Consider the following 22,393-nt stretch of genomic DNA (forward strand, 5'->3'; position numbering starts at 1 on the left):
CGGCGCGCGAAAACCCCCGTAAGTCATTGAAAAATAAACGGTAATGTAGTTAGGGTTAAAACCTAACCTGACCTAACCTAAAACCTAACCGGCTTACAAGTCATTGATTTGTAAGGAATTCTATTTTTCTTAAGATTAGGGTACGTGAACCTAACCTGGTTAGGTATTGGTTAGAAAAAGGTCAGGTTTTGCGGAAAGCCGGAAACCCGCAGGAATAAAGGCTTTCCGGCCGATCCGCTGATCCCGATTAGGAAGGTTAGGTTTTTCCCGACCCCTCCTCAAAAATCTCTGGACGGCCAGATTCGGCGGTTTTCGAGGCGTTTCTGCGTCGTCGTTCGTCCATGCGCGCGGCTGGGTGCGCAGATGTGCCGGCAGGGGTATGCCGAGCTGGCCAGCATAGGGGGCCGGCGGTGGGATGACGGCTCCGATCGGCGACCGGGGCAGGTCAGGAACATGCGGCGGACGCCGGCATACCGTGGCAACGCTGGCTGCGGCCTGGTGGCCAGCGGCCGCCGGATCGCCTGGTGCCCATCGGGCGCGCAAAGGGGCTGGCCATGCTGACCGTGAAGAAAAACAGGGGGGACGAAGCGGAAGGAACTACTACAGAACTACTACAGCAAATCCGCCAAAGCTAGCATTCATGCGGGTTGCCAGCTTGTAGCATTCGCCGTTAACTACGGCGAGATCGGCATCTTCCGGCGCCGCTCATAGCGGGCCGGGATGTGCAGGGCGCAAGTCTATCAGCACGACGTCTAACGCCAAAATTGGAGGCCCACCGAGGCGCGACGAATCGTCCGTCGATGGACGTTCAGTGTAGCGGCTTGATATTGCGCATCCGCAAGATTCCGTTCCATCGGTCGGTCTCTTCGACGATCAGCGCCTTGAACGCCATCGGCGTGTTTGGCTGCTGCGGCGTGCTAAAGGACAACCGCGCCATTGCATCATGCAGCCCCGAGTCCGTTAGCGCCGCGTTGATGGTGCGGTTCAGTTTCGCAATGACATAAGGAGGCGTGGAAGCCGGCACCAACAGGCCGGCCCAGTTCCCTAGTTCCAGTCCCGCCAATTGCGGCGCGCCAGCTTCTTCCAAAGTTGCGACATCTGGCACAGTCGGTATGCGTATGGAAGACATGGCTACGATGGGCTTGAGTTTGCCTGCCTGAATGTGCGGAAGCGCTTCGGTGACACTTGCCATATATATGTCTGTCCGGCCGCCCATCACGTCCGTCAGTGCCTGCGCCCCACCGTTGTACGGCACATGCTGCATGTCGATGTCCAGTTCCTGCTGCAGCAACTCACAGAGCAGATGCGTTGTCGTCCCCATTCCGGCAGACGCGCAGCTCATGGCCCCAGGATACGTTCGGGCGATTCTCACCACATCCTCTATGGTAGCGATCCGGGCATGCATACCGCTTACCATGACATATTGCATCGTTGCGACAAGACCCACCGGAACCAGGTCGCGTGAGAAGTCATACTTCATGCCGCCGTACATCGTTTTGTGAATGGTGTTTGGTCTGGCCCCAAGAAAGAGCGTGTAGCCGTCCGGCGCCGCACGCGAGGCATATTCGGCCCCGATATTGCCGCCGGCGCCGGGCTTGTACTGGATTATCATTTTTTGCCCGAGCGCCTCTCCCAGGTAGCGAGCAAGGAGGCGGGCCAGCGCATCGGTACTCCCGCCGGGCGGGAAACCTATCACCAGCGTAACCGCGCGCTGCGGGTAGGCCACTTCCCGATCGGATGCCATGGCTGCCCATGGCAGGGTGGTGCTCACTAACGCAAGGGCTGCACCTGTTCCGGCACGGTTGGCTACCGAGCCTCTCCGGCCGCCGTTAACGGCGGCGAGCTCGCGGCAACGGCGGCTATATGGTCCCCTCGATCAGGGCTAAGCGACCCAGTTCTCGACTTGAAGACCAGGATAGACCTGGAAATCTCGCTCGTTGTTCGTCACGAGTGTCGTTCCCAGCGCCAGGGCATGGGATGCGATCAGCTTGTCCAGTTGATCTTTCTTCCGTTCCCTCGTGGCCATACGCACTGGCCCACAGGTGCGAGCGGCGTTGGCATCGAACGGAGCGACATTGATCAAGGTGACCAGGGCGTCGAGGTTGGCGCGCTCGCGGCCAGGATTGCTGCAAGCTTCGACGCCGTATTCGAACTCGGCAAAGGTAATCGCCGACATGATGACATCGCCGACATGGCAGGTCGCGAAGCGCCGCGCGACCTGATCGGGCTGGTTCTTCATCAATCGATTTCACCGGAATGTACATCCATAGCATGTACATTCCGGTGCCGCGGCCAAGCGCTGGTGTGTCCTTACACCATTTGCCAGCTGTCGGCGCGCTCACGGGATGCCGCCGCCGTCGTTTGCGGCGAATCTGCCGCGGCTGGCGTAGCCGCCGGCGACAGGCCGGCATAGGGCCTCAACATATTCTTCAGTTCTTCGGCCATCAGGCGCGTTTGCGGGCGAATGGCTTCCAGCGCTTTTTCCCAGGCGACATCATGCGAAACCCGTTCTTTATTGCATATCTTGAAAAAGTTGTTGGAAAGCGGAAAGGGATTCCTGCCGTTGGCAACCACGTATTCGCATTGCTGTTTCACGGCCTTGCTGTAGACGACGAAAAACTGCGCGGCCTGCGCCGACGTGTCGGGATGCTGGATGGTGTTCATATTGTCCAGAACCGCATCGATGATCTCGCTGGTCTCGGCGCACTGCGGCTCGTCCGCGAGTCCGCGATGCAGGATGGCGGCCTTGGCGTTTTCCAGTACCTTGGCCAATTGCTCGCGGCAGTGTGAAGCCTGGGTATTGGCTTGCAGGCGCTGGATGGACTGTTGGAGGACTGCCTTGGTTTTCTGGTCCACGAACGGTTGGGCCAGCATGACCTGCATGGAGGCGACCGCCGAGGCTTCAGCCTGCGCGACCTTTTCGGAGTAGTACACGGGCGGCGTTGCCGGCTCCGAGGGGGTGGCGGGATTCTTGTACAGATACTTGACGAAGGCGTTGGCGCACCATGGGGCAAAGGCCGGTTCGCCATGAATTCCGCGAAAATTCTCGAAAACGATATCTTCCGGCGCCAAGTGTGTGTCCAGATACGCCACTAAAGTATTGAATTGGGCATGCCGGCTCTGGCCGTCGACAGTTTCGAAAGTCGTTCGCATGGCCGCCTGGCTCATGGGGCTGGTGTTGATGGTCACGGTGGAATCTCCTTGCTGGGACGAAGAGGGGGCCCTCTAGGCTGGCCTTCGTCCCGAGCCGTATTTGCCCGGTTCCGGCCCGTCCCTGTTTTGAGCCCTTTGCGGACCGGATAACCTCCAGGCACTCGCCGGAGCCGGCCTTACCCCCGAACCTGATAGAATTCTCCCTGGCGGGCCCCTTCGCATGGTCCGGCGGTGAACCTGGTCAGGTCGGGAACGAAGCAGCCATAGCCGTTTAGGGTCAGTGCCGGAGTAAGGCTCGCCTTCCCGAATACGCCGCAGAAGGACGGATCAGGTGCCTCGCATCGTTCCGTCCTTTCTTGTTCCGGGCGCCGCACGCTCTACAATCCCTCCATGACCTATCTCGTATTGGCCCGCAAGTGGCGGCCGCGTTCGTTCGATACCCTGGTCGGACAGGATCATGTGGTGCGCGCCCTCACGCATGCGCTGGACACCCAGCGGCTGCACCACGCCTGGCTGTTCACCGGTACGCGCGGCGTCGGCAAGACCACGCTGTCGCGCATTCTTGCCAAGTCCCTGAATTGCGAAACGGGTGTGACGTCCAAGCCCTGCGGGGTTTGCCAGGCGTGCACCGAGATCGATGCGGGGCGTTTCGTCGACTACCTGGAGCTGGACGCGGCGTCCAATCGCGGTGTCGACGAGATGACGCAGCTGCTGGAGCAGGCCGTGTACTCGCCGGGAGCGGGACGCTTCAAGGTCTACATGATCGACGAAGTGCACATGCTCACGGGCCACGCCTTCAATGCGATGCTGAAGACGCTGGAAGAGCCGCCGCCGCACGTCAAGTTCATCCTGGCGACGACCGATCCGCAGAAGATTCCGGTGACGGTGCTGTCGCGCTGCCTGCAGTTCAACCTGAAGCAGATGCCGCCGGACGCCATCGTGGGCCATCTGCGCCAGGTGCTGGGGGAAGAGCAGCTCGCCTTTGAAGTACCGGCGCTGCGGCTGATCGCTCAGGCGGCTTCGGGCTCCATGCGGGATGCCCTGTCGCTGACCGACCAGGCGATCGCCTACAGCGCCGGCAATCTGACGGAAGAAGCCGTGCGCGGCATGCTGGGGACCATCGATCAGCGGCACCTGGTGCGGCTGCTGGATGCGCTCGGCGTCGGCGACGCGCGCGCCGTGCTGGCGGTGGCCGATGAGCTCGCCACGCGTGGCCTGTCGTATGGCGGGGCGCTGGCGGACCTGGCCGGGCTGTTGTCGCGCGTGGCCATCGAGCAGCGCGTGGCGGGCGCGATCTCTTCGGACGATCCGCTGGCGGCTGATATCGCGCGGCTGGCGCACAGCCTGCATCCGGATGCGCTGCAGCTGTTTTATTCGGTCGCGGTGCATAGCCGCGGCGAACTGGCCTTGGCGCCGGACGAGTATGCAGGTTTCGTGATGGCTTGCCTGCGGATGTTGTCGCTGAGCGGCGACGCGGGGCCGCACACGCTGCCCGCCACGCCGCCGGCCACGAACGCGAGCGCGCCGGCGCCCGTGGGCGCGGCTGCCGCGCCCACGGCGCAGTCCGCTGCCGCGCAGTCCCCCGCCACGCCCGGGGCGACGCAATCCGCCGCCGTGCCCGTCGCGCCCGCAGCCGCGACGCCTGTGGCGACCCCGGCAGCGGTGCCGGCATCCGTGCCTGCACCGGCGCCAGCGGCGTCGCCGTCCGTTTCCGCGCCGATGACGCAGGCGCCCGCGGCGGCAGCCGCGCCGGCGACGCCGGCCGCAGTCGCCGCGAACGCCGAAGCCGCACCGCCTGAGGCCGGCGCGGGCTCGGTCGCCGCACCGGCCACACCTTCCGATTCCGCCGCGCCGCCGGCGTCGGGCACTGCGCGCTCGAGCACCGCCAATCTGGCCGCGACGCCGCCCGCTTCCGCGGTTGCGCCGCGCCGCGCGCCGGGCGCGGGTGTCGCGCCCTGGGAGGATGCTCCCGCCGGCAATGCGCCGGCGACTGCCGCGTCCACCATCACGCCCACCGCGCCTGCCGTCGCCACGGGCGCCGCAGCTGCCGGCCGCGCCGCGCCGGTGCCGGTCGCGCCGGCGGCGGCCACGCAGCAAGCGCCCAGCGCCGCCACGCAGCAAGCCCCCACCGCCGCCACGCAGCAAGCGCCCAGCGCCGCCACGCAGCAAGCGCCCAGCGCCGCCACGCCGCAAGCGCCCGACGACGGACCGCCGGCCTGGGTCGATGAGGCCATTCCCGACGACGCCGAAGGCGGCTACGAGTCCTTCTCCGGCCCGGCGGGCGAAGGCTTCATCGCCAGCCCGGACGACGACGATTTCGAAACCATGGCCACGGGTCCCGGCACGCCCGCGGCCGCGCCGCCGCTCGCACCGGCACGACGCGCGCCGGCATCGCGGGCCGGGTCGCGCCGCGCGCCCCGCGTGACCGATATGTCCGAAGCCAACTGGCCCGAGCTGGCCGCTCGCCTGCCGGTCACCGGCCTGGCCGCCGAGCTCGCCCGGCAAAGCGAATGGCAGGGCGTGCAGGGCGATACGGTCATCCTGCGCGTGGCGGTCCGCACGCTGGCCGACAGCGCCAGCCGCGTGCGTCTGCAAACGGTATTGTGCGAACACTTCGGCCAGAGCCTGCGCCTGGATGTCCTGGTCGGCGCCACGGGCGAAGCCACCGCGCACGCGGTGGCCCAGCAGGAGCGGGCCGAACGGCAGAAGGCGGCGGAAGCCGCCGTCGACGCCGATCCTTTCGTGCAAGTCCTCTTATCCGATTTTGGCGGCCAGGTGGTGCCCGGCTCCATCCGCCACGTCGACCCGCCGGCCGCCGCCGCCCGCTGAGCATGGCGGCCTTACTCTATTCATTTATCCGCTGAAAAGGATGCTTCCATCATGATGAAAGGACAATTGGCAGGCTTGATGCGTCAAGCCCAGCAGATGCAGGAAAACATGAAGAAGGCGCAGGAAGCGCTGGCCGACATCCTGGTCGAAGGGACGTCGGGCGGCGGCCTGGTCAAGGTCACCATGTCCTGCCGCAACGACGTCAAGCGCGTCGCCATCGACCCGTCGCTGACCGGTGACGACAAGGACATGCTGGAAGACCTCGTGGCGGCCGCCTTCAACGACGCCCTGCGCAAGGCCGAGGCCACCTCGCAGGAAAAAATGTCCGGCGTCACGGCTGGCATGCCCCTGCCGCCGGGAATGAAATTCCCCTTCTGAGCCCAGGCGGCGCGCCCGCGCGCGGCGGTCCCCACCAGGCGCCGCGGCATGCGGAATCGCCGTGCCGGCGCTCGTCCGACCCATGGAACCTACGCTTCCCGAACCCGAACCCCTGCGCGCCCTGATCGAGGCGCTGCGGCGCCTGCCCGGCGTGGGCGTGCGCTCGGCCCGGCGCATGGCGTACCACCTGCTGCAGCACGATCCGCGCGGCGCGGATCTGCTCGGCCAGGCGCTGGCGTCGGCCGTGCACAACCTGCGGCACTGCGCCCGCTGCAACAGCTTCACCGACGACGAAATCTGCGCGACCTGCAGCAATCCCAAGCGGGATCCGTCGCAGCTGTGCGTCGTGGAAACGCCAGCCGACCAGAACATGATCGAGTCCAGCCATGGCTATCGCGGGCTGTACTACGTGCTGATGGGACGCGTCGCGCCGCTGGAAGGCATAGGCCCGCGCGAGCTGGACTTCGAACGCCTGCTGGCCCGCGCCGGCGACGGCGTCGTCACGGAAGTCATCCTGGCGACGAACTTCACGGCGGAAGGCGAGACCACCGCGCATTTCCTCGGCGAAGCGCTGCGCGAACGCGGCTTGTCGGTGACCCGTCTCGCGCGCGGCGTGCCCGCCGGCAGCGAACTCGAATACGTGGATGCCGGCACCATCGCGTGGGCGCTGATGGAGCGCAAGGCAACATAAGGCGCGGGCCGCCAATGTCCGGCCCGCTCGAATCGCAACGGAGACACCGTCATGTCCGCCTTGACCGGACTGAAAGTCCTTGAACTCGGCACGCTGATCGCCGGCCCCTTCGCGGCCCGCATGTTCGGCGAATTCGGCGCCGACGTCATCAAGATCGAAACACCCGATGGCCCGGACGGCAAGGGCGGCGGCGACCCGATCCGCACCTGGCGCCACCTGCACGAAGGCAATTCGCTGTGGTGGACCGTGCAGGCCCGCAACAAGCGCTCGGTCGCGCTCAACCTGAAAGACCCGGCGGCGCGCGAAGTCGCCTTGAAGCTGGCGCTGGACGCCGACGTCATCGTCGAAAACTACCGGCCGGGCGTCCTGGAGAAATGGGGCCTGGGATACGAGCAACTGCGCGCCCTGAATCCGGCCACCATCATGGTGCGGCTGTCCGGCTACGGCCAGACCGGCCCGCTGCGCGACCGGCCGGGCTTCGGCGCGATAGGCGAATCCATGGGCGGGCTGCGCTATGTGTCCGGCCATCCGGACCGTCCGCCCGTGCGGGTCGGCATATCGATAGGCGACTCCATCGCCGCGCTGCATGGCGTCATCGGCGCCATGATGGCCCTGCGCCACCGCGACGCGACCGGCGGACGCTGGAATGGCACGTCGGGCGGGCAGGGGCAGATGGTGGACGTGGCTTTGTACGAGGCCGTCTTCAACATGATGGAAAGCCTGGTGCCGGAATACGACGTCGCCGGCGTGGTGCGCGAGCGCACCGGCGGTGCGCTGCCGGGCATCGTGCCTTCCAATACCTACACCACGCGCGACGGCCAGAACATCGTCATCGCCGGCAATGGCGACGCCATTTTCCATCGCCTGATGCTGGCCATCGGCCGCGATGACCTGGCCCACGATCCGGCGCTGGCGCGCAACGATGGCCGCGCCCGGCGCGTGGACGACATCGACGGCGCCATCCAGGCCTGGTGCGATACGCACAGCATCGACGAAGCCCTGGACACGCTGCAGCGCGCCGATGTGCCGGTGGGCAAGATCTACAGCGTCGCCGACATGTTCAGCGATCCGCAGTTTCTCGCGCGCGGCATGATCGAGCAGCATCGCTTCGCCGACGGCAGTCCGGTCAAACTGCCGGCGGTCACGCCCAAGCTGTCGGAAACGCCCGGCGGCACCCGCTGGGTGGGCCCGCGCTTAGGGGAACATACCGAGGAAGTGCTGAAATCCCTGGGGTATGATGCTGCGGCTATCGCCGCCCTGGCCGCTTCGGGCGCCATCGGTACATAGGATTCACCACCTGGAGACAAAAAAATGTCCGTGACTCGACGTGATTGGCTCAAGCTTGCCGGCGCGGCAGGCGCCCTGGGCCTGACCCCCGCCATCGTGCGGGCGCAGAAGCTGGAAAAGAAGGAAGTCGCGATTGCCGTGGGCGGCAAGCCGCTGACCTACTACCTGCCCCTGACCATCGCCGAAGTCCGCGGCTACTTCAAGGATGAAGGCCTGGACGTCACCATCGCCGACTTCGCCGGCGGCGCCAAGGCCTTGCAGGCCGTGGTGGGCGGCAGCGCGGACGTCGTCTCCGGCGCGTTCGAGCACGCGCTGAACCTGCAGTCCAAGGGCCAGTTCTATCGCGATTTCGTGCTGCAGGGCCGCGCGCCCATGATCGGCTTCGGCGTGTCCACCAAGAACATGCCCAACTACAAGTCCCCGGCCGACCTGAAAGGCAAGAAGATCGGCGTGACGGCCCCGGGTTCGTCCACCAACATGGTGGTGAACTTCTTCCTGGCCAAGCACGGCCTGAAGGCCTCCGACGTCTCCATCATCGGCGTGGGCGCCGGCGCCGGCGCCATCACCGCGCTGAAGACCGGGCAGATCGACGCGATCTCGAACACCGATCCCGTGGTGACGGCGCTGGAAAAATCGGGCGACCTGAAAATCATCGTCGACACCCGCACGCTGAAGGACACCCGGGAAATCTTCGGCGGCAACATGCCGGCCGGCTGCCTGTATTGCTCGCAGAGCTATATCGACGCCAACCCCAACACCGTGCAGGCCCTGGCCAACGCCATCGTGCGCGCCGACAAGTGGATCCAGGCGCAGCGCAACAACCTGGATGCCATCGTCAATGCGGTGCCGAAGGGCTATCTGCTGGGCGAACCGGAGGTCTACAAGGCTTCGCTGCAGGCCAGCATGGATGGCTTTTCGCCGGACGGCATAATTCCCGAGGATGGGGCCGCCACGGCGGTCAGGGCGCTGGCCGCCTTCGTGCCGGACTTCGATCCCAAGAAAGTCGATCCGTCCAAGATGTGGACCAACGAATTCGCCAAGCGCGCCAACCAGAAGTATCCGAATGGCTGAAGCAGCACTCGCGCTGGACAACATCACCTGCACCTTCGTTTCCCGGGAAGGTGATGCGCGCTATACCGCGGTCCGGGAAGCGAGCCTGTCCATCGCGCCCGGCGAGTTCGTGTCCGTCGTCGGGCCGACCGGCTGCGGCAAGTCCACGCTGCTGAACGTCGGCGCCGGCCTGCTGGCCCCGTCGTCCGGCCAGGTGCGTGTGTTCGGCCAGCCGCTGTCCGGCATCAACAGCCGGGCGGGCTACATGTTCCAGGGCGAGGCGCTGCTGCCCTGGCGCAATGCGCTGGACAACGTCACGGCCGGGCTGCAGTTCGCCCGCCTGTCGCCCCAGGAGTCCGCCGAGCGCGGCCGCGAATGGATGCGCCGCGTGGGGCTGGGCGGGTCGGAACACCGCTATCCCCACCAGATGTCCGGCGGCATGCGCAAGCGGGTGATGCTGGCGCAGACGCTGATCCGCGATCCCGACATCATCCTGATGGACGAGCCGTTTTCCGCGCTGGATATCCAGACGCGCCAACTGATGGAAAACGAAGTCCTGGAACTGTGGATGGACAAGCGCAAGGCCGTGCTGTTCATCACGCACGACCTGGACGAAGCCATCGCCATGAGCGACCGCGTCGTGGTGCTGTCGGCCGGTCCGGCCACGCATCCCATCGGCGAGTTCGTCATCGACCTGCCGCGCCCGCGCGACGTGGCGGAAGTCCGCACGCACCCGCGCTTCATCGAGCTGCACGCCGCCATCTGGAACGTGCTGCGCGAGGAAGTGCTCAAGGGCTATGCCCAGCAGAAACTGGCCTGACGGCCGTAACGGAAGGCGCCTCGGCTGCCCCTGTCCACTATGATCAAAACCGGTACCAAATCCCTGCGCATGTGGCAGGTTTCGCTCCTGGTCATCCTGCTGCTGGCCTGGCATATCGCGTCGCGCAGTCCCAATATCGCCTTTTTCTTCGGCCAGCCGCTGGAAGTCGCGCAGCGAATCTGGGCCTGGTTTGTCACCGACGGCGATATCTATCGCCATCTGTGGGTGACGCTGGCGGAAACCGTGCTGGCCTTCCTGATCGGCACGGTGGCGGGACTGGCCTGCGGCCTGTGGCTGGGGCTGTCGCCCAAGGCCAGCGCGATCCTGGACCCCTATATCACCGCCGCCAATTCCATGCCGCGGGTCATCCTGGCGCCGATTTTCGGCATGTGGTTCGGCCTGGGCATCTGGTCGAAGGTGGCGCTGGCGGTCACGCTGGTGTTCTTCATCGTGTTCTTCAACGTCTACCAGGGCGTGCGGGAAGTCAGCACGACGCTGCTCGACAATGCCCGCATGCTGGGCGCCGATCGCCGCCAGCTGCTGCGTTACGTGTACCTGCCGTCGGCCACCAGCTGGGTGTTCTCCAGCCTGCATACCTCCGTGGGCCTGGCTTTCGTCGGCGCCGTGGTGGGCGAATACCTGGGGTCGGCCAGCGGGGTCGGCTACCTGATCCTGCAGGCCGAAGGCACGCTGGACGTCAACACCGTGTTCGCCGGCATCGTCGTGCTGACCGCGTTCGCGCTGGTGCTCGACGGTATCGTCACCCTGGTGGAACGCCGCCTGATGAAGTGGCAGCCGCGCGCCGGAGAGACTGAGAAGCTGTAGCCCACCCCCCGAAGCGCTGCGCGCTTCCCCCCTCAAGGGGGGCGACGCTGGAGGACCGGCGGAGCCGGATCCTCGGCGTCCCCGCCTTCCGGGGCCCGTCTCATCATGCGGACGGGTATCCTTGCACGGGCCGGAAAGCCTTGCCTGGCGCGGGTTTCCGGGGAAAAAGGCGGTTCAGGGTATAATCCCAAGGTTTGATTACTGAATTCTCAAGCCGGGGTTTATCGTGCTGCCGCAACTATTTCCAGGGGTTTTTTCCGAGGGGTCCGATGGAGTGCATCGGCCTTCTCCCGCTATTCTGGCCCTGGCGGACGGTACCGTATTTCGCGGAATTTCCATAGGGGCGCCGGGCCATACCGTGGCCGAGGTCGTGTTCAACACGTCCATGACCGGCTACCAGGAAATCCTGACCGACCCCAGCTACGCCGGCCAGATCGTCACGCTGACCTATCCGCACATCGGCAATACCGGCGTCAACCATGAAGATGTCGAGTCGCGCCAGGTGTTCGCCTCCGGGCTGATCGTGCGCGACTGCCCCGCCCGCGTGTCGAACTTCCGTTCCACCAGCTCGCTGCCCGACTACCTGAAGGCGCAGGGCATCGTCGCCATCGCCGGCATCGATACCCGCAAGCTGACGCGCATCCTGCGTGAAAAGGGCGCCCAGGGCGGTTGCATCCTGGCGGGCGACGACGTCGACCGTGCCCTGGAGCTGGCGCGCGCCTTCCCCGGCATGGCGGGCCAGGACCTGGCCAAGACGGTGTCCATCGACAAGCGGGGCGAATGGTCGGAAGGCACCTGGCAGCTGGGCCAGGGCTTCAGCCACCCCAAGGGCGACAAGTTCCACGTCGTCGCCTACGACTTCGGCGTCAAGAGCAACATCCTGCGCCTGCTGGCCGATCGTGGCTGCAGGATCACCCTGGTGCCGGCGCAGACCCCGGCCGAAGAAGCGCTGAAACTGAAGCCGGACGGCCTGTTCCTGGCCAACGGCCCCGGCGACCCCGAACCCTGCGACTACGCCGTCGACGCCACCCGCGCCTTCCTGGACCGCAAGCTGCCGGTATTCGGCATCTGCCTGGGCCACCAGATCATGGGCCTGGCGGTGGGCGGCAAGACCCGCAAGATGAAGACCGGCCACCACGGCGCCAACCACCCCGTGCAGGACGTCAACAGCAAGCGCGTCTTCATCACCAGCCAGAACCACGGCTTCGAGGTGGACGCCGCCAGCCTGCCGAAGAACGCCCGCGTGACCCATATTTCCTTGTTCGACGGCACGTTGCAGGGCTTCGAACTGACCGACCGGCCCGCCTTCTGCTTCCAGGGACACCCCGAAGCCAGCCCCGGGCCGCACGACATCCTCGTGCTGTTCGACAAGTTCATCAGCCAGATGTCCGGCCAAGCCAAGACTGCCTAAAGATTGCACCATGCCCAAGCGTACAGACATAAAGAGCATATTGATCATCGGGGCCGGCCCCATCATCATCGGCCAGGCCTGCGAATTCGACTATTCGGGCGCACAGGCCTGCAAGGCGCTGAAGGCCGAGGGCTATCGCACCATCCTGGTCAACAGCAACCCCGCCACCATCATGACGGACCCGGAAACGGCGGACGTCACCTACATCGAGCCGATCACCTGGCAGGCGGTGGAAAAGATCATCGAGCGTGAACGCCCCGATGCGCTGTTGCCCACCATGGGCGGCCAGACCGCGCTGAATTGCGCGCTGGACCTCGCCCACAACGGCGTGCTGGAACGCTACAAGGTCGAACTGATCGGCGCCAACGAGCAGGCCATCGAAAAGGCCGAGGACCGCCAGAAGTTCAAGCAGGCCATGACCGACATCGGCCTGGAGTCCGCCAAGTCCGGCGTCGCCCACTCCATGGACGAAGCCTGGGAAGTGCAGAAGCGCATCGCCGCCGAATTGAACACCTCGGGCTTTCCCGCGGTCATCCGCCCCAGCTTCACGCTGGGCGGCACCGGCGGCGGCATCGCCTACAACGCCGAAGAGTTCGAAACCATCTGCCGCCGCGGGCTGGAAGCCTCGCCCACCAATGAGCTGCTGATCGAAGAATCGCTGCTGGGCTGGAAGGAATTCGAGATGGAAGTCGTGCGCGACAGCGCCGACAACTGCATCATCGTGTGCTCGATCGAAAACCTCGATCCCATGGGCGTGCACACCGGCGATTCCATCACGGTCGCGCCGGCGCAGACGCTGACGGACAAGGAATACCAGATCATGCGCGATGCCTCCATCGCCGTGCTGCGCGAAATCGGCGTGGATACCGGGGGCTCGAACGTGCAGTTCGCGGTCAATCCCGCCAACGGCCGCATGATCGTCATCGAAATGAACCCGCGCGTGTCGCGGTCGTCGGCGCTGGCCTCCAAGGCCACCGGCTTCCCCATCGCCAAGGTCGCGGCGCGCCTGGCCGTCGGCTACACGCTGGACGAACTGCGCAACGAAATCACCGGCGGCGCGACGCCGGCGTCCTTCGAGCCGACCATCGACTACGTGGTCACCAAGGTGCCGCGTTTCGCCTTCGAAAAATTCCCCACCGCCGACGCGCGCCTGACCACGCAGATGAAATCCGTCGGCGAAGTCATGGCCATCGGCCGCACCTTCCAGGAATCCTTCCAGAAGGCCCTGCGCGGCCTGGAAGTCGGCGTGGACGGCCTGAACCAGAAGACCACCGACCGCGAAAAGCTGCAGGTCGAGCTGGGCGAGCCCGGTCCGGAACGCATCTGGTACGTGGGTGACGCCTTCGCACAGGGCTTCACGCTGGACGAAGTGCACAACCTGACGCACATCGATCCCTGGTTCCTGGCCCAGATCAAGGAAATCGTCGATATCGAGCTGGCGCTGGAACAGAAGACCCTGGCCGAGCTGGATTACGACACGCTGTGGCAGCTGAAGCGCCGCGGCTTTTCCGACCGCCGCCTGGCGTTCCTGCTGGACACCTCCGAATCCGAGGTGCGCCGCCTGCGCCATCAGTTGAACGTGCGTCCGGTCTACAAGCGCGTGGATACCTGCGCGGCGGAATTCGCCACGCGTACCGCCTACATGTACTCCACGTACGAAGAAGAGTGCGAAGCCGCGCCCACCGACCGCAAGAAGATCGTCGTGCTGGGCGGCGGACCGAACCGTATCGGCCAGGGCATCGAGTTCGACTACTGCTGCGTGCACGCCGCGCTGGCGCTGCGTGAAGACGGGTATGAGACCATCATGGTCAACTGCAACCCGGAAACCGTGTCGACCGACTACGACACGTCCGATCGCCTGTATTTCGAGCCGCTGACGCTGGAAGACGTGCTGGAAATCGTCCACAAGGAAAATCCCGCGGGCATGATCGTCCAGTACGGCGGCCAGACGCCGCTGAAGCTGGCACGCGCGCTGGAAGCCAATGGCGTGCCCATCATCGGCACCAGCCCGGAATCCATCGACGTCGCGGAAGATCGCGAACGTTTCCAGAAGCTGCTCAACAAGCTGGGCCTGCGCCAGCCGCCCAACCGCACCGCGCGCACGGAAGCGGAAGCCCTGGCCCACGCATCGGAAATCGGCTATCCCCTGGTCGTGCGCCCCAGCTACGTGCTGGGCGGCCGCGCCATGGAAATCGTGCACGAGCAGCAGGACCTGGAGCGCTACATGCGCGAGGCGGTCAAGGTCAGCAACGATTCGCCGGTGCTGCTGGACCGCTTCCTGAACAACGCCACCGAAGTGGACGTGGACTGCCTGGCCGATGGCGAAACCGTCTTCATCGGCGGCGTCATGGAGCATATCGAACAGGCCGGCGTGCACTCGGGCGACTCGGCCTGCAGCCTGCCGCCGTATTCCCTGTCGGAAGAGATCATCGCCGAGATCAAGCGCCAGACCACGATGATGGCCAAGGCGCTCAACGTCAGCGGCCTGATGAACGTGCAGTTCGCCATCCAGGACGGCGACGTGTACGTGCTGGAAGTGAACCCGCGCGCATCGCGCACGGTGCCGTACGTATCCAAGGCGACCGGCCTGCAGCTGGCCAAGATCGCCGCACGCGCCATGTCCGGCAAGTCGCTGGCGTCGCAGGGCGTCACGCGCGAGGTCGTGCCCAGCTACTTCTCCGTCAAGGAAGCGGTGTTCCCCTTCGTCAAGTTCCCGGGCGTGGACACCATCCTGGGACCGGAAATGAAGTCCACCGGCGAAGTCATGGGCGTGGGCGCCAGCTTCGGCGAAGCCTTCGTCAAGTCGCAGATGGCCGCCGGTATCCGCCTGCCGGAAAGCGGTACGGCTTTCATCAGCGTCAAGACGCAGGACAAGCCCCGCGCCGTGGAAGTGGCGCGCGGCCTGCATGCCCTGGGCTTCAAGCTGGTGGCCACGCGCGGCACCGCGGCGGAAATCGACGCGGCCGGCATCCCCGTGCAGGTCGTCAACAAGGTCACGGAAGGCCGCCCGCACATCGTGGACATGTTGAAGAACGGCGAAGTCTCGCTGGTCATCAACACGGTCGAAGAACGCCGCAATGCCATCGCCGATTCGCGTGCCATCCGCACGCAATCGCTGGCGGCGCGCGTCACCTTCTACACCACGATCGCCGGCGCGCGCGCCGCGGTGGAAGGCATGCAGTACATGCGCCAGGGCCACGGCCTGCAGGTGTATCCTTTGCAGGCGCTGCACGAGTCCCTCGTGACGACGGGCTGAAAGGCCCCGGGATCGTCGGTATGGATCGTCGGTATCACTTCGGCTAACGCCAAGGACCAGAACGGTAATTCGCTGTGCGGTGGAGGTCGAAATGAAATGGTGGATACTGGCGTTATTCATAGTCTGCGCGACGATCGTGCATTTCCGGGGCAGGGTGCGGCACCGCTTCGCCCGCCAGGCCCTGGACCATTCCACCTTTACCGCGCCCATCAATGTGTTCATGTACGCGTTCTCGCGCGTGCCGAACGAACCGTACCTGGCGCTGTCGGAATTCCCGGAACTCAAGGTGCTGCAGCAACGCTGGCAGGACATCCGGGCCGAGGCGGAAGCGCTGTTTTCGGCGGGCCATATCAAGGTGTCCAACACCTATAACGACGCCGGCTTCAACTCCTTCTTCAAGAGCGGCTGGAAACGGTTCTACCTGAAGTGGTACGACGCCGACCATCCGTCGGCCCGGGCCCTGTGCCCGGTCACCACCAGCCTGCTGGCCGGCATCCCGTCCATCAAGGGGGCGATGTTCGCCGCGCTGCCGCCGGGCAGCCGCTTGCCCCGCCATCGCGATCCGTATGCGGGATCCCTGCGCTTCCACATGGGGCTGATCACGCCCAACGACGCGGATTGCTATATCGACGTCGACGGCCAGACCTACTACTGGCGTGACGGCGAAGCGGTGGTGTTCGACGAGACCTTCATCCACTACGCCGAAAACAAGACCGACATCAACCGCATCATCCTGTTCGCCGACGTCGAGCGCCCCATGCGCTATCGCTGGGCGCAGGCGGTCAATCATTTCATCGGCAGTGTCCTGCTGCGCGCGGCGGCCTCGCCCAACCAGGAAGGCGACCGCACCGGCGGCATCAACCGCATCTTCGGTTCGGTGTATGCCGTGCGGCGTTTCGGCAAGCGCATCAAGAAGCAGAACAAGACCCTGTACTACGTGGTCAAGTGGGGCATCGTGCTGGGTATCCTGGCCTGGATTTTCTGGCCCTGACCACGGGCCGGCCCAGGATGCGCCACGTCTTCATCACGGGAGCAAGCAGCGGGCTGGGGCAGGCGCTGGCGCGCCACTACGCGGCCCGCGGTATTTCGCTGGGCCTGGTCGGGCGACGCGAAGACGCCCTGCGGGAACTGGCCGGGTCATTGCCGGGATCGCATGCCTGGTATGCCGTGGACGTGCGGGATCGCGCCGCGCTGCACGCGGCCGCGCGGGACTTTCTCGCGCGCAGCGGCGGCTTGGTGGACGGCGTGATCGCCAGCGCCGGGATCAGCGCCGGCACGCTCACCGAACAGGCCGAGGATTTCGCCGTTTTCGACGCCATCGTCCAGACCAATCTGCTGGCGACTGTGGCCACCTTCGAACCCTTCATCGATGCCATGCGCCGCGCGCGATCGGGCCGGCTGGTCGGTATCTCGAGCGTGGCGGGCATACGCGGCCTGCCCGGCGCCGGCGCCTACAGCGCTTCCAAGGCGGCGGTCACGGTCTATTGCGAAAGCCTGCGCAATGAGCTGGCCGGCGACGGCGTGCGTGTCGTGACCATCGCGCCGGGCTACATCCGCACCGCGATGACGGCGCACAATCCCTATCGCATGCCCTTCCTGATGGACGCCGACGATTTCGCCGCGCGCGCGGCGATGGCGATCGAGCGCGGGCGCAGCTACACGGTCATTCCCTGGCAGATGGGCGTCGTGGCGAAGCTGATGCGCGCCTTGCCCGACGCCCTGTACGACAGGCTGGCGCGCAATGCGCCGCGCAAGCCGCGCCAGCGCTAGACGATATCGTCAGCCGACAGCGTGGCGATGTGCGTGACGTCGCCCCATCCCATCACATGCCATTTGCGGTTTTCCACCGCGAGCCGGTTCACGCCCGCGTTCAGCAGCGCGGCGTCGCGGGGGTGCGTGAGCGGTATGCCATGCGCATGGCGCCAGACGATGTCCAGCACCCCGCCATGGGTGAAGACGAGCACCCGGCCGCCGTCATGGCGCTCGGCGATGTCGTCGATGGTGGCGACGATGCGGTTGTGGAACTGGCGCAGCGATTCGCCGCCGTCCAGCGGGCGGTCGGGCTCGCGGCTCTTCCAGGCGGCGGCCGCTTCGGGCTGCTCGATGTCCAGGCGATCCATGGTGACGCCTTCCAGCACGCCGTAGCAGCGTTCGCGCAGGCCGGGCTCGGGCCGGACCGGCAGATCCAGGCGCGCCGCCGCCGGCTCGGCGGTATGCAGGGTGCGCTGCAGGTCGCTGCTGTACAGGGCGTCGAAGCCGCCGTTACGGGCGTCCTCGTCCAGGCGTTCGGCCAGGCGGCGCGCCTGGTTCGCGCCATGGGCGTTCAGCGGCGTGTCCTGCCAGCCTTGCAGCCTGCGGGCACGGTTCCAGTCGGTTTCTCCATGGCGGATCAGCCAGATTTCGGTCATGAGATTCGGGGGATAAAAGAGATGCGTAGACGCCGGCGCGTTCGGTCGATCGCGCGCCGCAAACCACGATAGTATCCACAAATCCCACGGTCGGCCGGCCGCGCAGGAAATCGGCGCCGGCCGCGCTGGCCCTGCCGTCTCAGGCAGTGATCGAGCCCTTGGCCGCCTCGGCCTGCTGCTGACGCAGGGCGGCGATCTGCGCCTGCAGGGTGGCGGCTTCACCGCTCAGCGCCTGCAGCTGTCCGGCTTTTTGCTCTTGGGGGATTGAACTCGCCGTCAGCCGCTGGATCTGCAACTGCACCTGGCGCAGCTGTTGTTCCAGCATCTTGATCGTACGGCTGATGGGGTCATCGCTTTCGCCCTGGTCGGCGGCCTGGGCGCCCGGCGCCGGCCTGGCCTGGAAGTTGGTGCTGCCGCGCTGGCTGTCGGCCGCTGGCGCATCGTTGCCACTGGCTGCGGCCGTGCCGACCGGCTGTCCCTTGGCGTCCGCTGTGTTCTCCTGCACCGAGCGGGGACCCAGCGGCGACGACACGTAGGCCGAGGCGAGCGTGGAGGAAATCACGGAAATCGTCATGTCAGTTCCTGGATAGCCTGATCTGAGTTACGGCACGCTACCGTAAAAACTTGAGCCCCGATAAACTTGCGGCCGATTCTTACATCAGCAGGGGGAAGACATGTCCGGTTCCTATTTCCCGCGTTGGCGGCTGGTCCGTGAAATCGCGCCCGGCGCGGTCATGGCGCCCGATGAGCGCCTGCCTTGGCCCAAGACCGCCGCGATGGGCTTGCAGCACGTGGTCGCCATGTTCGGCTCCACGGTGCTGGCGCCATTGCTCATGGGTTTCGACCCCAATGTGGCCATCCTGATGTCGGGCATAGGATCACTGATCTTTTTCGTGTTCGTGGGCGGCCGCGTGCCCAGCTACCTGGGCTCCAGCTTTGCGTTCATCGGCGGCGTGATCGCCGTCACGGGCTACGCGGGCGCGGGTCCGAACCCCAATATCGGCGTCGCCTTGGGCGGCATCATCCTGTGCGGACTGGTATACGCGCTGCTTGGCGTCCTGGTCTGGACCGCCAATGCGGGAAGCGGGGGCGGGGCGCGCTGGATCGAAGCGTTGATGCCGCCGGTCGTGACAGGCGCCGTCGTGGCCGTCATCGGCCTGAACCTGGCGCCGGTCGCCGCCAAGGGCGCCATGGGCGCGTCCGGCTTCGACGCCTGCATGGCCATCGTCACCATACTGTGCGTGGGCGGCATCGCCGTGTACACCCGCGGGATGCTGCAGCGACTGCTGATCCTGGCCGGGCTGATCCTGGCCTGCGTGGTCTACGCCATCTGCGCCAACGGCCTGGGCCTGGGCAAACCCATGGACTTTTCCGGGGTGGCGGCCGCCGCCTGGCTAGGCCTGCCGCGTTTCGCCACGCCGGTTTTCCAGGCGTCCGCGATGGGCCTGCTGGTGCCGGTGGCCATCATCCTGGTGGCGGAAAACCTGGGGCACATCAAGGCGGTCAGCGCGATGACCGGCCGCGACCTGGACCGCTACCTGGGCCGCGCCTTCGTCGGCGACGGCATCGCCACCATGGTCTCCGGCGCAGTGGGCGGCACGGGCGTGACCACCTATGCCGAGAACATCGGCGTCATGGCCGTCACGCGCATCTATTCGACCGTGGTGTTCGCCGTCGCCGCGCTGATCGCCATCCTGCTGGGGTTTTCGCCCAAGTTCGGGGCGCTGATCCAGACCATCCCGGGACCGGTCCTGGGCGGCATGTCGGTGGTCGTCTTCGGGCTGATCGCGGTGGCCGGCGCGCGCATCTGGGTCGTCAACCGGGTGGACTTCAGCGACAACCGCAACCTGATCGTGGCGGCCGTCACCCTGGTCCTGGGAGCAGGGGACTTCACCGTGCGCCTGGGCGAGTTCGCCCTGAGCGGCATCGGGACCGCCACGTTCGGCGCCATCATCCTGTACGCCCTGCTGCGCCCGCTGGGGCAGGGCGGCCGCGACGGCTGAGCCCGGCGGCGCGCCTGCCCCGGCCCCGCCGGGACACGGTTCCCGGCACGGGGGACGTGCCCCGCCCCGCCGGCTTGCAATTCAGTCCGACTTTGACCACAATGATGCTTGATCGCCCCGGTTTCCGAGCCGGGGTTTTGTTTTGGTCGAAGCTTGCCGCAGCCGGCGTGGACGCCGGCAGGGAAGAGCAGGCACGGCGGGAGGCACCGCTAGGAAACTGGCAAGGAAACCCGGCGGGTTTCCTCCAGGCAGGGTAATGGCGCGGCCCGCGCGGCGGCGCCCGCCCGTTGCCGTGCGAGATAGCACTGTCCCTGTTTGTACATCCCTGGCCGGCTTGAAGCCGCCGCGCTTTGACCGTTACTGAAACGCCCCCGGCGGGGGCGTTTTCCACTTTTAGTAGAGATTGCGATATGTCAGCCATTCCGTTGACGGTGGACGGCGCCGAACGCCTGCGCGTCGAATTGCACCGGCTCAAGACCGTTGAGCGACCCTCCGTGATCAATGCCATCGCGGAGGCTCGCGCGCAAGGCGATCTGTCCGAAAACGCCGAATACGATGCCGCGCGCGAGCGCCAGGGCTTCATCGAGGCGCGCATCGCCGAACTCGAGGCCACGCTGTCGAACGCGCACGTGATCAATCCTTTGGAGCTCGAGGCCGATGGCCGGGCGGTTTTTGGCGCGACGGTGGAAATCGAGGACCTGGATTCGGGCGACCGGCTGGTTTATCAGATCGTCGGCGACGTCGAGGCCGACATCCGCGCGAACAAGATTTCGGTGTCCAGCCCGGTCGCGCGCGCGCTGATCGGCAAGAGCGAAGGCGATGTCGTGGAAGTGCAGGCACCTTCGGGCGTGCGCGAGTACGAGGTGATCGGCGTCCGCTACCTGTAGGTCTTGGCCGGTGCGAGCGCCAGCCGCCGCGGTCGCGGATGGCGGACCGGCCAGGGAGCGCGGCCGCCCAGCGGGCCGGCCGACGCCCCTAGCGCTTGACGGTCTTGCGGGCCGGCCGCTGGACGGCGCCCCGGGCGCCGGCACGCAGGCTGAGCGCGCTGCCCGAACGCCGCGGAATGCCATGCGACGGCGCCGCGGCCTTGCGCGTACTGGGACGTACCGGCTTGCCGGCCTTGTTCAGTTCGCCGCGGTCGGGCCGGCGGGTGTCTTCCGCATCCTCGGCCGCCTTGCGGGTCGCCCGGGTAGGCTTCGCCACGCTTTTGCCTTCCGCCGCCAGCTTCTTGGGGGTATAAGGCTCCGAGGCCTTGCGCTTGGGCTGGCCCGCCGGCGCGGCGGGCGCGACCGGGGTGGGCATGGCGGCGCTGGGCCGATACAGGATCAGGACTTTACCCAGGTGATGAACGGGCGCGCAGGACAGCGAGTCGCAGATGGACGCCAGCATTTCCTCGCGCGTGTCGCGGTCTTCGCCTCCGGCGCGCACCTTGATCAGGCCGTGCGAAGTCAGGTTGGCGTCGATTTCCTTGAGGACCGCGTCCGACAGTCCCTTGTCGCCGATCAGGACGACGGGGCGCAGGGCGTGGGCGGCGGACCGCAACGCACTACGCTCTCGAGATGTAATTTCTAATATAGGCATGGCGGAATTGTACGGGAATGGCCAAGAATAAATTCTCCAAGGACTGGCTGCACCAGCATATCAACGATCCCTACGTGAAGATGGCGCAGCAGAAGGGTTATCGCGCCCGCGCCGCCTTCAAATTGATCGAACTCCTGGACACCGAAAAGCTCATGCGCCGCGGCGACGTGGTGGTCGACCTGGGGTCGGCCCCGGGCAGCTGGTCGCAGGTGGCGCGCGAACGCCTGGCGGGGCCGGGCGGGATCGTCGACGGCCGTATCGTCGCGCTCGATATCCTGCCCATGGAGCCCGTGGCGGGGGTGGAGTTCCTGCAGGGGGACTTTCGCGAGGAATCGATGCTGGAAATATTGGAGAAAACCCTGGGAGGGCAGTCGGTGGACCTTGTGATTTCCGATATGGCCCCCAACCTGTCGGGAGTAGGTGACGCCGATGCGGCGCGCATCCAGCACGTGTGCGAACTGGCGCTGGAGTTTTCGCTGGCCCATTTGAAGCCGGACGGCGCGCTGATCGTCAAAGCCTTTCACGGCAGCGGGTTTTCCCAGATCGTGCAACTGTTCAAGCAGCATTTCAAGCGGGTGGTGGAGCGCAAACCGAAGGCATCGCGCTCCAATTCGTCTGAAACCTTCATTGTCGCGAGGTCCCTGAAACATCCGGGCTGAGGTCGCCAAGAGCCCTGAAAAGGCCGTTCTCCGGGGAACGGC

At 65.9% G+C, this 22,393-nt stretch carries 20 protein-coding genes and 1 other RNA gene; 15 read left to right on the plus strand and 6 right to left on the minus strand.

Annotated elements, in window-relative coordinates:
- Positions 1 to 808: 808 nt before the first annotated feature.
- The 3 genes from CAL26_RS06035 to CAL26_RS06045 form a co-directional block, all read right to left on the minus strand.
- Positions 809 to 1,771: a Bug family tripartite tricarboxylate transporter substrate binding protein gene (locus CAL26_RS06035; protein WP_143277361.1), complete on the minus strand. Its 963-nt coding sequence runs from the start codon at positions 1,769 to 1,771 to the stop codon at positions 809 to 811.
- Positions 1,772 to 1,882: 111 nt separating this feature from the next.
- Complete coding sequence (locus CAL26_RS06040) at positions 1,883 to 2,239, minus strand: type II toxin-antitoxin system VapC family toxin (RefSeq protein ID WP_094846057.1); 357 nt, start codon at positions 2,237 to 2,239, stop codon at positions 1,883 to 1,885.
- Between the two features lie 71 nt (positions 2,240 to 2,310).
- Complete coding sequence (locus CAL26_RS06045; protein ID WP_094846058.1) at positions 2,311 to 3,189, minus strand: hypothetical protein; 879 nt, start codon at positions 3,187 to 3,189, stop codon at positions 2,311 to 2,313.
- Positions 3,190 to 3,358: 169 nt separating this feature from the next.
- Here CAL26_RS06045 and ffs point away from each other — a divergent pair.
- The 12 genes from ffs (at position 3,359) to CAL26_RS06105 (ending at position 17,470) form a co-directional block, all read left to right on the plus strand.
- An RNA gene (ffs, locus tag CAL26_RS06050) (signal recognition particle sRNA small type) lies at positions 3,359 to 3,456 on the plus strand.
- Between the two features lie 87 nt (positions 3,457 to 3,543).
- Positions 3,544 to 5,982: a DNA polymerase III subunit gamma/tau gene (gene dnaX / locus CAL26_RS06055; protein ID WP_094846059.1), complete on the plus strand. Its 2,439-nt coding sequence runs from the start codon at positions 3,544 to 3,546 to the stop codon at positions 5,980 to 5,982.
- A gap of 51 nt (positions 5,983 to 6,033) precedes the next feature.
- Positions 6,034 to 6,360, plus strand: coding sequence for a YbaB/EbfC family nucleoid-associated protein (locus CAL26_RS06060; RefSeq protein WP_094846060.1), 327 nt, complete (start codon positions 6,034 to 6,036; stop codon positions 6,358 to 6,360).
- 82 nt (positions 6,361 to 6,442) lie between these two features.
- On the plus strand, positions 6,443 to 7,051 hold the full coding sequence (recR, locus tag CAL26_RS06065; protein ID WP_094846061.1) for a recombination mediator RecR: 609 nt from the start codon (positions 6,443 to 6,445) through the stop codon (positions 7,049 to 7,051).
- A 51-nt stretch (positions 7,052 to 7,102) separates the two neighbouring features.
- A complete protein-coding gene (locus tag CAL26_RS06070; RefSeq protein ID WP_094846062.1) occupies positions 7,103 to 8,338 on the plus strand; it encodes a CaiB/BaiF CoA transferase family protein in 1,236 nt (411 codons plus the stop codon).
- Between the two features lie 24 nt (positions 8,339 to 8,362).
- Positions 8,363 to 9,409, plus strand: coding sequence for an ABC transporter substrate-binding protein (locus CAL26_RS06075; RefSeq protein WP_094846063.1), 1,047 nt, complete (start codon positions 8,363 to 8,365; stop codon positions 9,407 to 9,409).
- Positions 9,402 to 10,208 (plus strand): ABC transporter ATP-binding protein, encoded by an 807-nt coding sequence (locus CAL26_RS06080; protein WP_094846064.1) that lies wholly within the window; start codon positions 9,402 to 9,404, stop codon positions 10,206 to 10,208. Before CAL26_RS06075 ends, CAL26_RS06080 begins: the two co-directional genes overlap by 8 nt.
- A 39-nt stretch (positions 10,209 to 10,247) precedes the next feature.
- A complete protein-coding gene (locus CAL26_RS06085; protein WP_179283278.1) occupies positions 10,248 to 11,033 on the plus strand; it encodes an ABC transporter permease in 786 nt (261 codons plus the stop codon).
- A gap of 274 nt (positions 11,034 to 11,307) precedes the next feature.
- Positions 11,308 to 12,444: a glutamine-hydrolyzing carbamoyl-phosphate synthase small subunit gene (gene carA / locus CAL26_RS06090; RefSeq protein WP_373454455.1), complete on the plus strand. Its 1,137-nt coding sequence runs from the start codon at positions 11,308 to 11,310 to the stop codon at positions 12,442 to 12,444.
- Between the two features lie 10 nt (positions 12,445 to 12,454).
- Positions 12,455 to 15,700 carry a carbamoyl-phosphate synthase large subunit gene (gene carB, locus CAL26_RS06095; RefSeq protein WP_094846066.1) on the plus strand — a complete coding sequence of 1,082 codons (3,246 nt, stop codon included), beginning with the start codon at positions 12,455 to 12,457 and terminating at the stop codon, positions 15,698 to 15,700.
- A gap of 91 nt (positions 15,701 to 15,791) precedes the next feature.
- Complete coding sequence (lpxO, locus tag CAL26_RS06100) at positions 15,792 to 16,691, plus strand: lipid A hydroxylase LpxO (protein ID WP_094846067.1); 900 nt, start codon at positions 15,792 to 15,794, stop codon at positions 16,689 to 16,691.
- A 17-nt stretch (positions 16,692 to 16,708) separates the two neighbouring features.
- On the plus strand, positions 16,709 to 17,470 hold the full coding sequence (locus tag CAL26_RS06105) for an SDR family oxidoreductase (RefSeq protein ID WP_094846068.1): 762 nt from the start codon (positions 16,709 to 16,711) through the stop codon (positions 17,468 to 17,470).
- On the opposite strand, the gene CAL26_RS06110 is transcribed toward CAL26_RS06105, so the two are convergent.
- Both CAL26_RS06110 and CAL26_RS06115 read right to left on the minus strand, forming a co-directional pair.
- Positions 17,467 to 18,108, minus strand: coding sequence for a histidine phosphatase family protein (locus CAL26_RS06110; RefSeq protein WP_094846069.1), 642 nt, complete (start codon positions 18,106 to 18,108; stop codon positions 17,467 to 17,469). The two genes, CAL26_RS06105 and CAL26_RS06110, sit on opposite strands and share 4 nt — an antisense overlap.
- A 139-nt stretch (positions 18,109 to 18,247) precedes the next feature.
- Positions 18,248 to 18,682 (minus strand): FlxA-like family protein, encoded by a 435-nt coding sequence (locus tag CAL26_RS06115; RefSeq protein WP_094846070.1) that lies wholly within the window; start codon positions 18,680 to 18,682, stop codon positions 18,248 to 18,250.
- Positions 18,683 to 18,782: 100 nt separating this feature from the next.
- On the opposite strand from CAL26_RS06115, the gene CAL26_RS06120 reads away from it, so the two are divergent.
- A complete protein-coding gene (locus tag CAL26_RS06120) occupies positions 18,783 to 20,111 on the plus strand; it encodes a solute carrier family 23 protein (protein WP_094846071.1) in 1,329 nt (442 codons plus the stop codon).
- Between the two features lie 410 nt (positions 20,112 to 20,521).
- On the plus strand, positions 20,522 to 20,998 hold the full coding sequence (gene greA, locus CAL26_RS06125; protein ID WP_094846072.1) for a transcription elongation factor GreA: 477 nt from the start codon (positions 20,522 to 20,524) through the stop codon (positions 20,996 to 20,998).
- Between the two features lie 88 nt (positions 20,999 to 21,086).
- On the opposite strand, the gene CAL26_RS06130 is transcribed toward greA, so the two are convergent.
- Positions 21,087 to 21,692, minus strand: a complete 606-nt coding sequence (locus tag CAL26_RS06130; protein WP_094846073.1) for a YhbY family RNA-binding protein — start codon at positions 21,690 to 21,692, stop codon at positions 21,087 to 21,089.
- 17 nt (positions 21,693 to 21,709) lie between these two features.
- Between CAL26_RS06130 and CAL26_RS06135 the strand changes: the two genes are divergently transcribed.
- Positions 21,710 to 22,351 (plus strand): RlmE family RNA methyltransferase, encoded by a 642-nt coding sequence (locus tag CAL26_RS06135; protein WP_094846074.1) that lies wholly within the window; start codon positions 21,710 to 21,712, stop codon positions 22,349 to 22,351.
- Positions 22,352 to 22,393: the final 42 nt, after the last annotated feature.

Origin of the sequence: Bordetella genomosp. 9 (assembly GCF_002261425.1) — a bacterium.
Lineage (GTDB): Bacteria > Pseudomonadota > Gammaproteobacteria > Burkholderiales > Burkholderiaceae_B > Bordetella_C.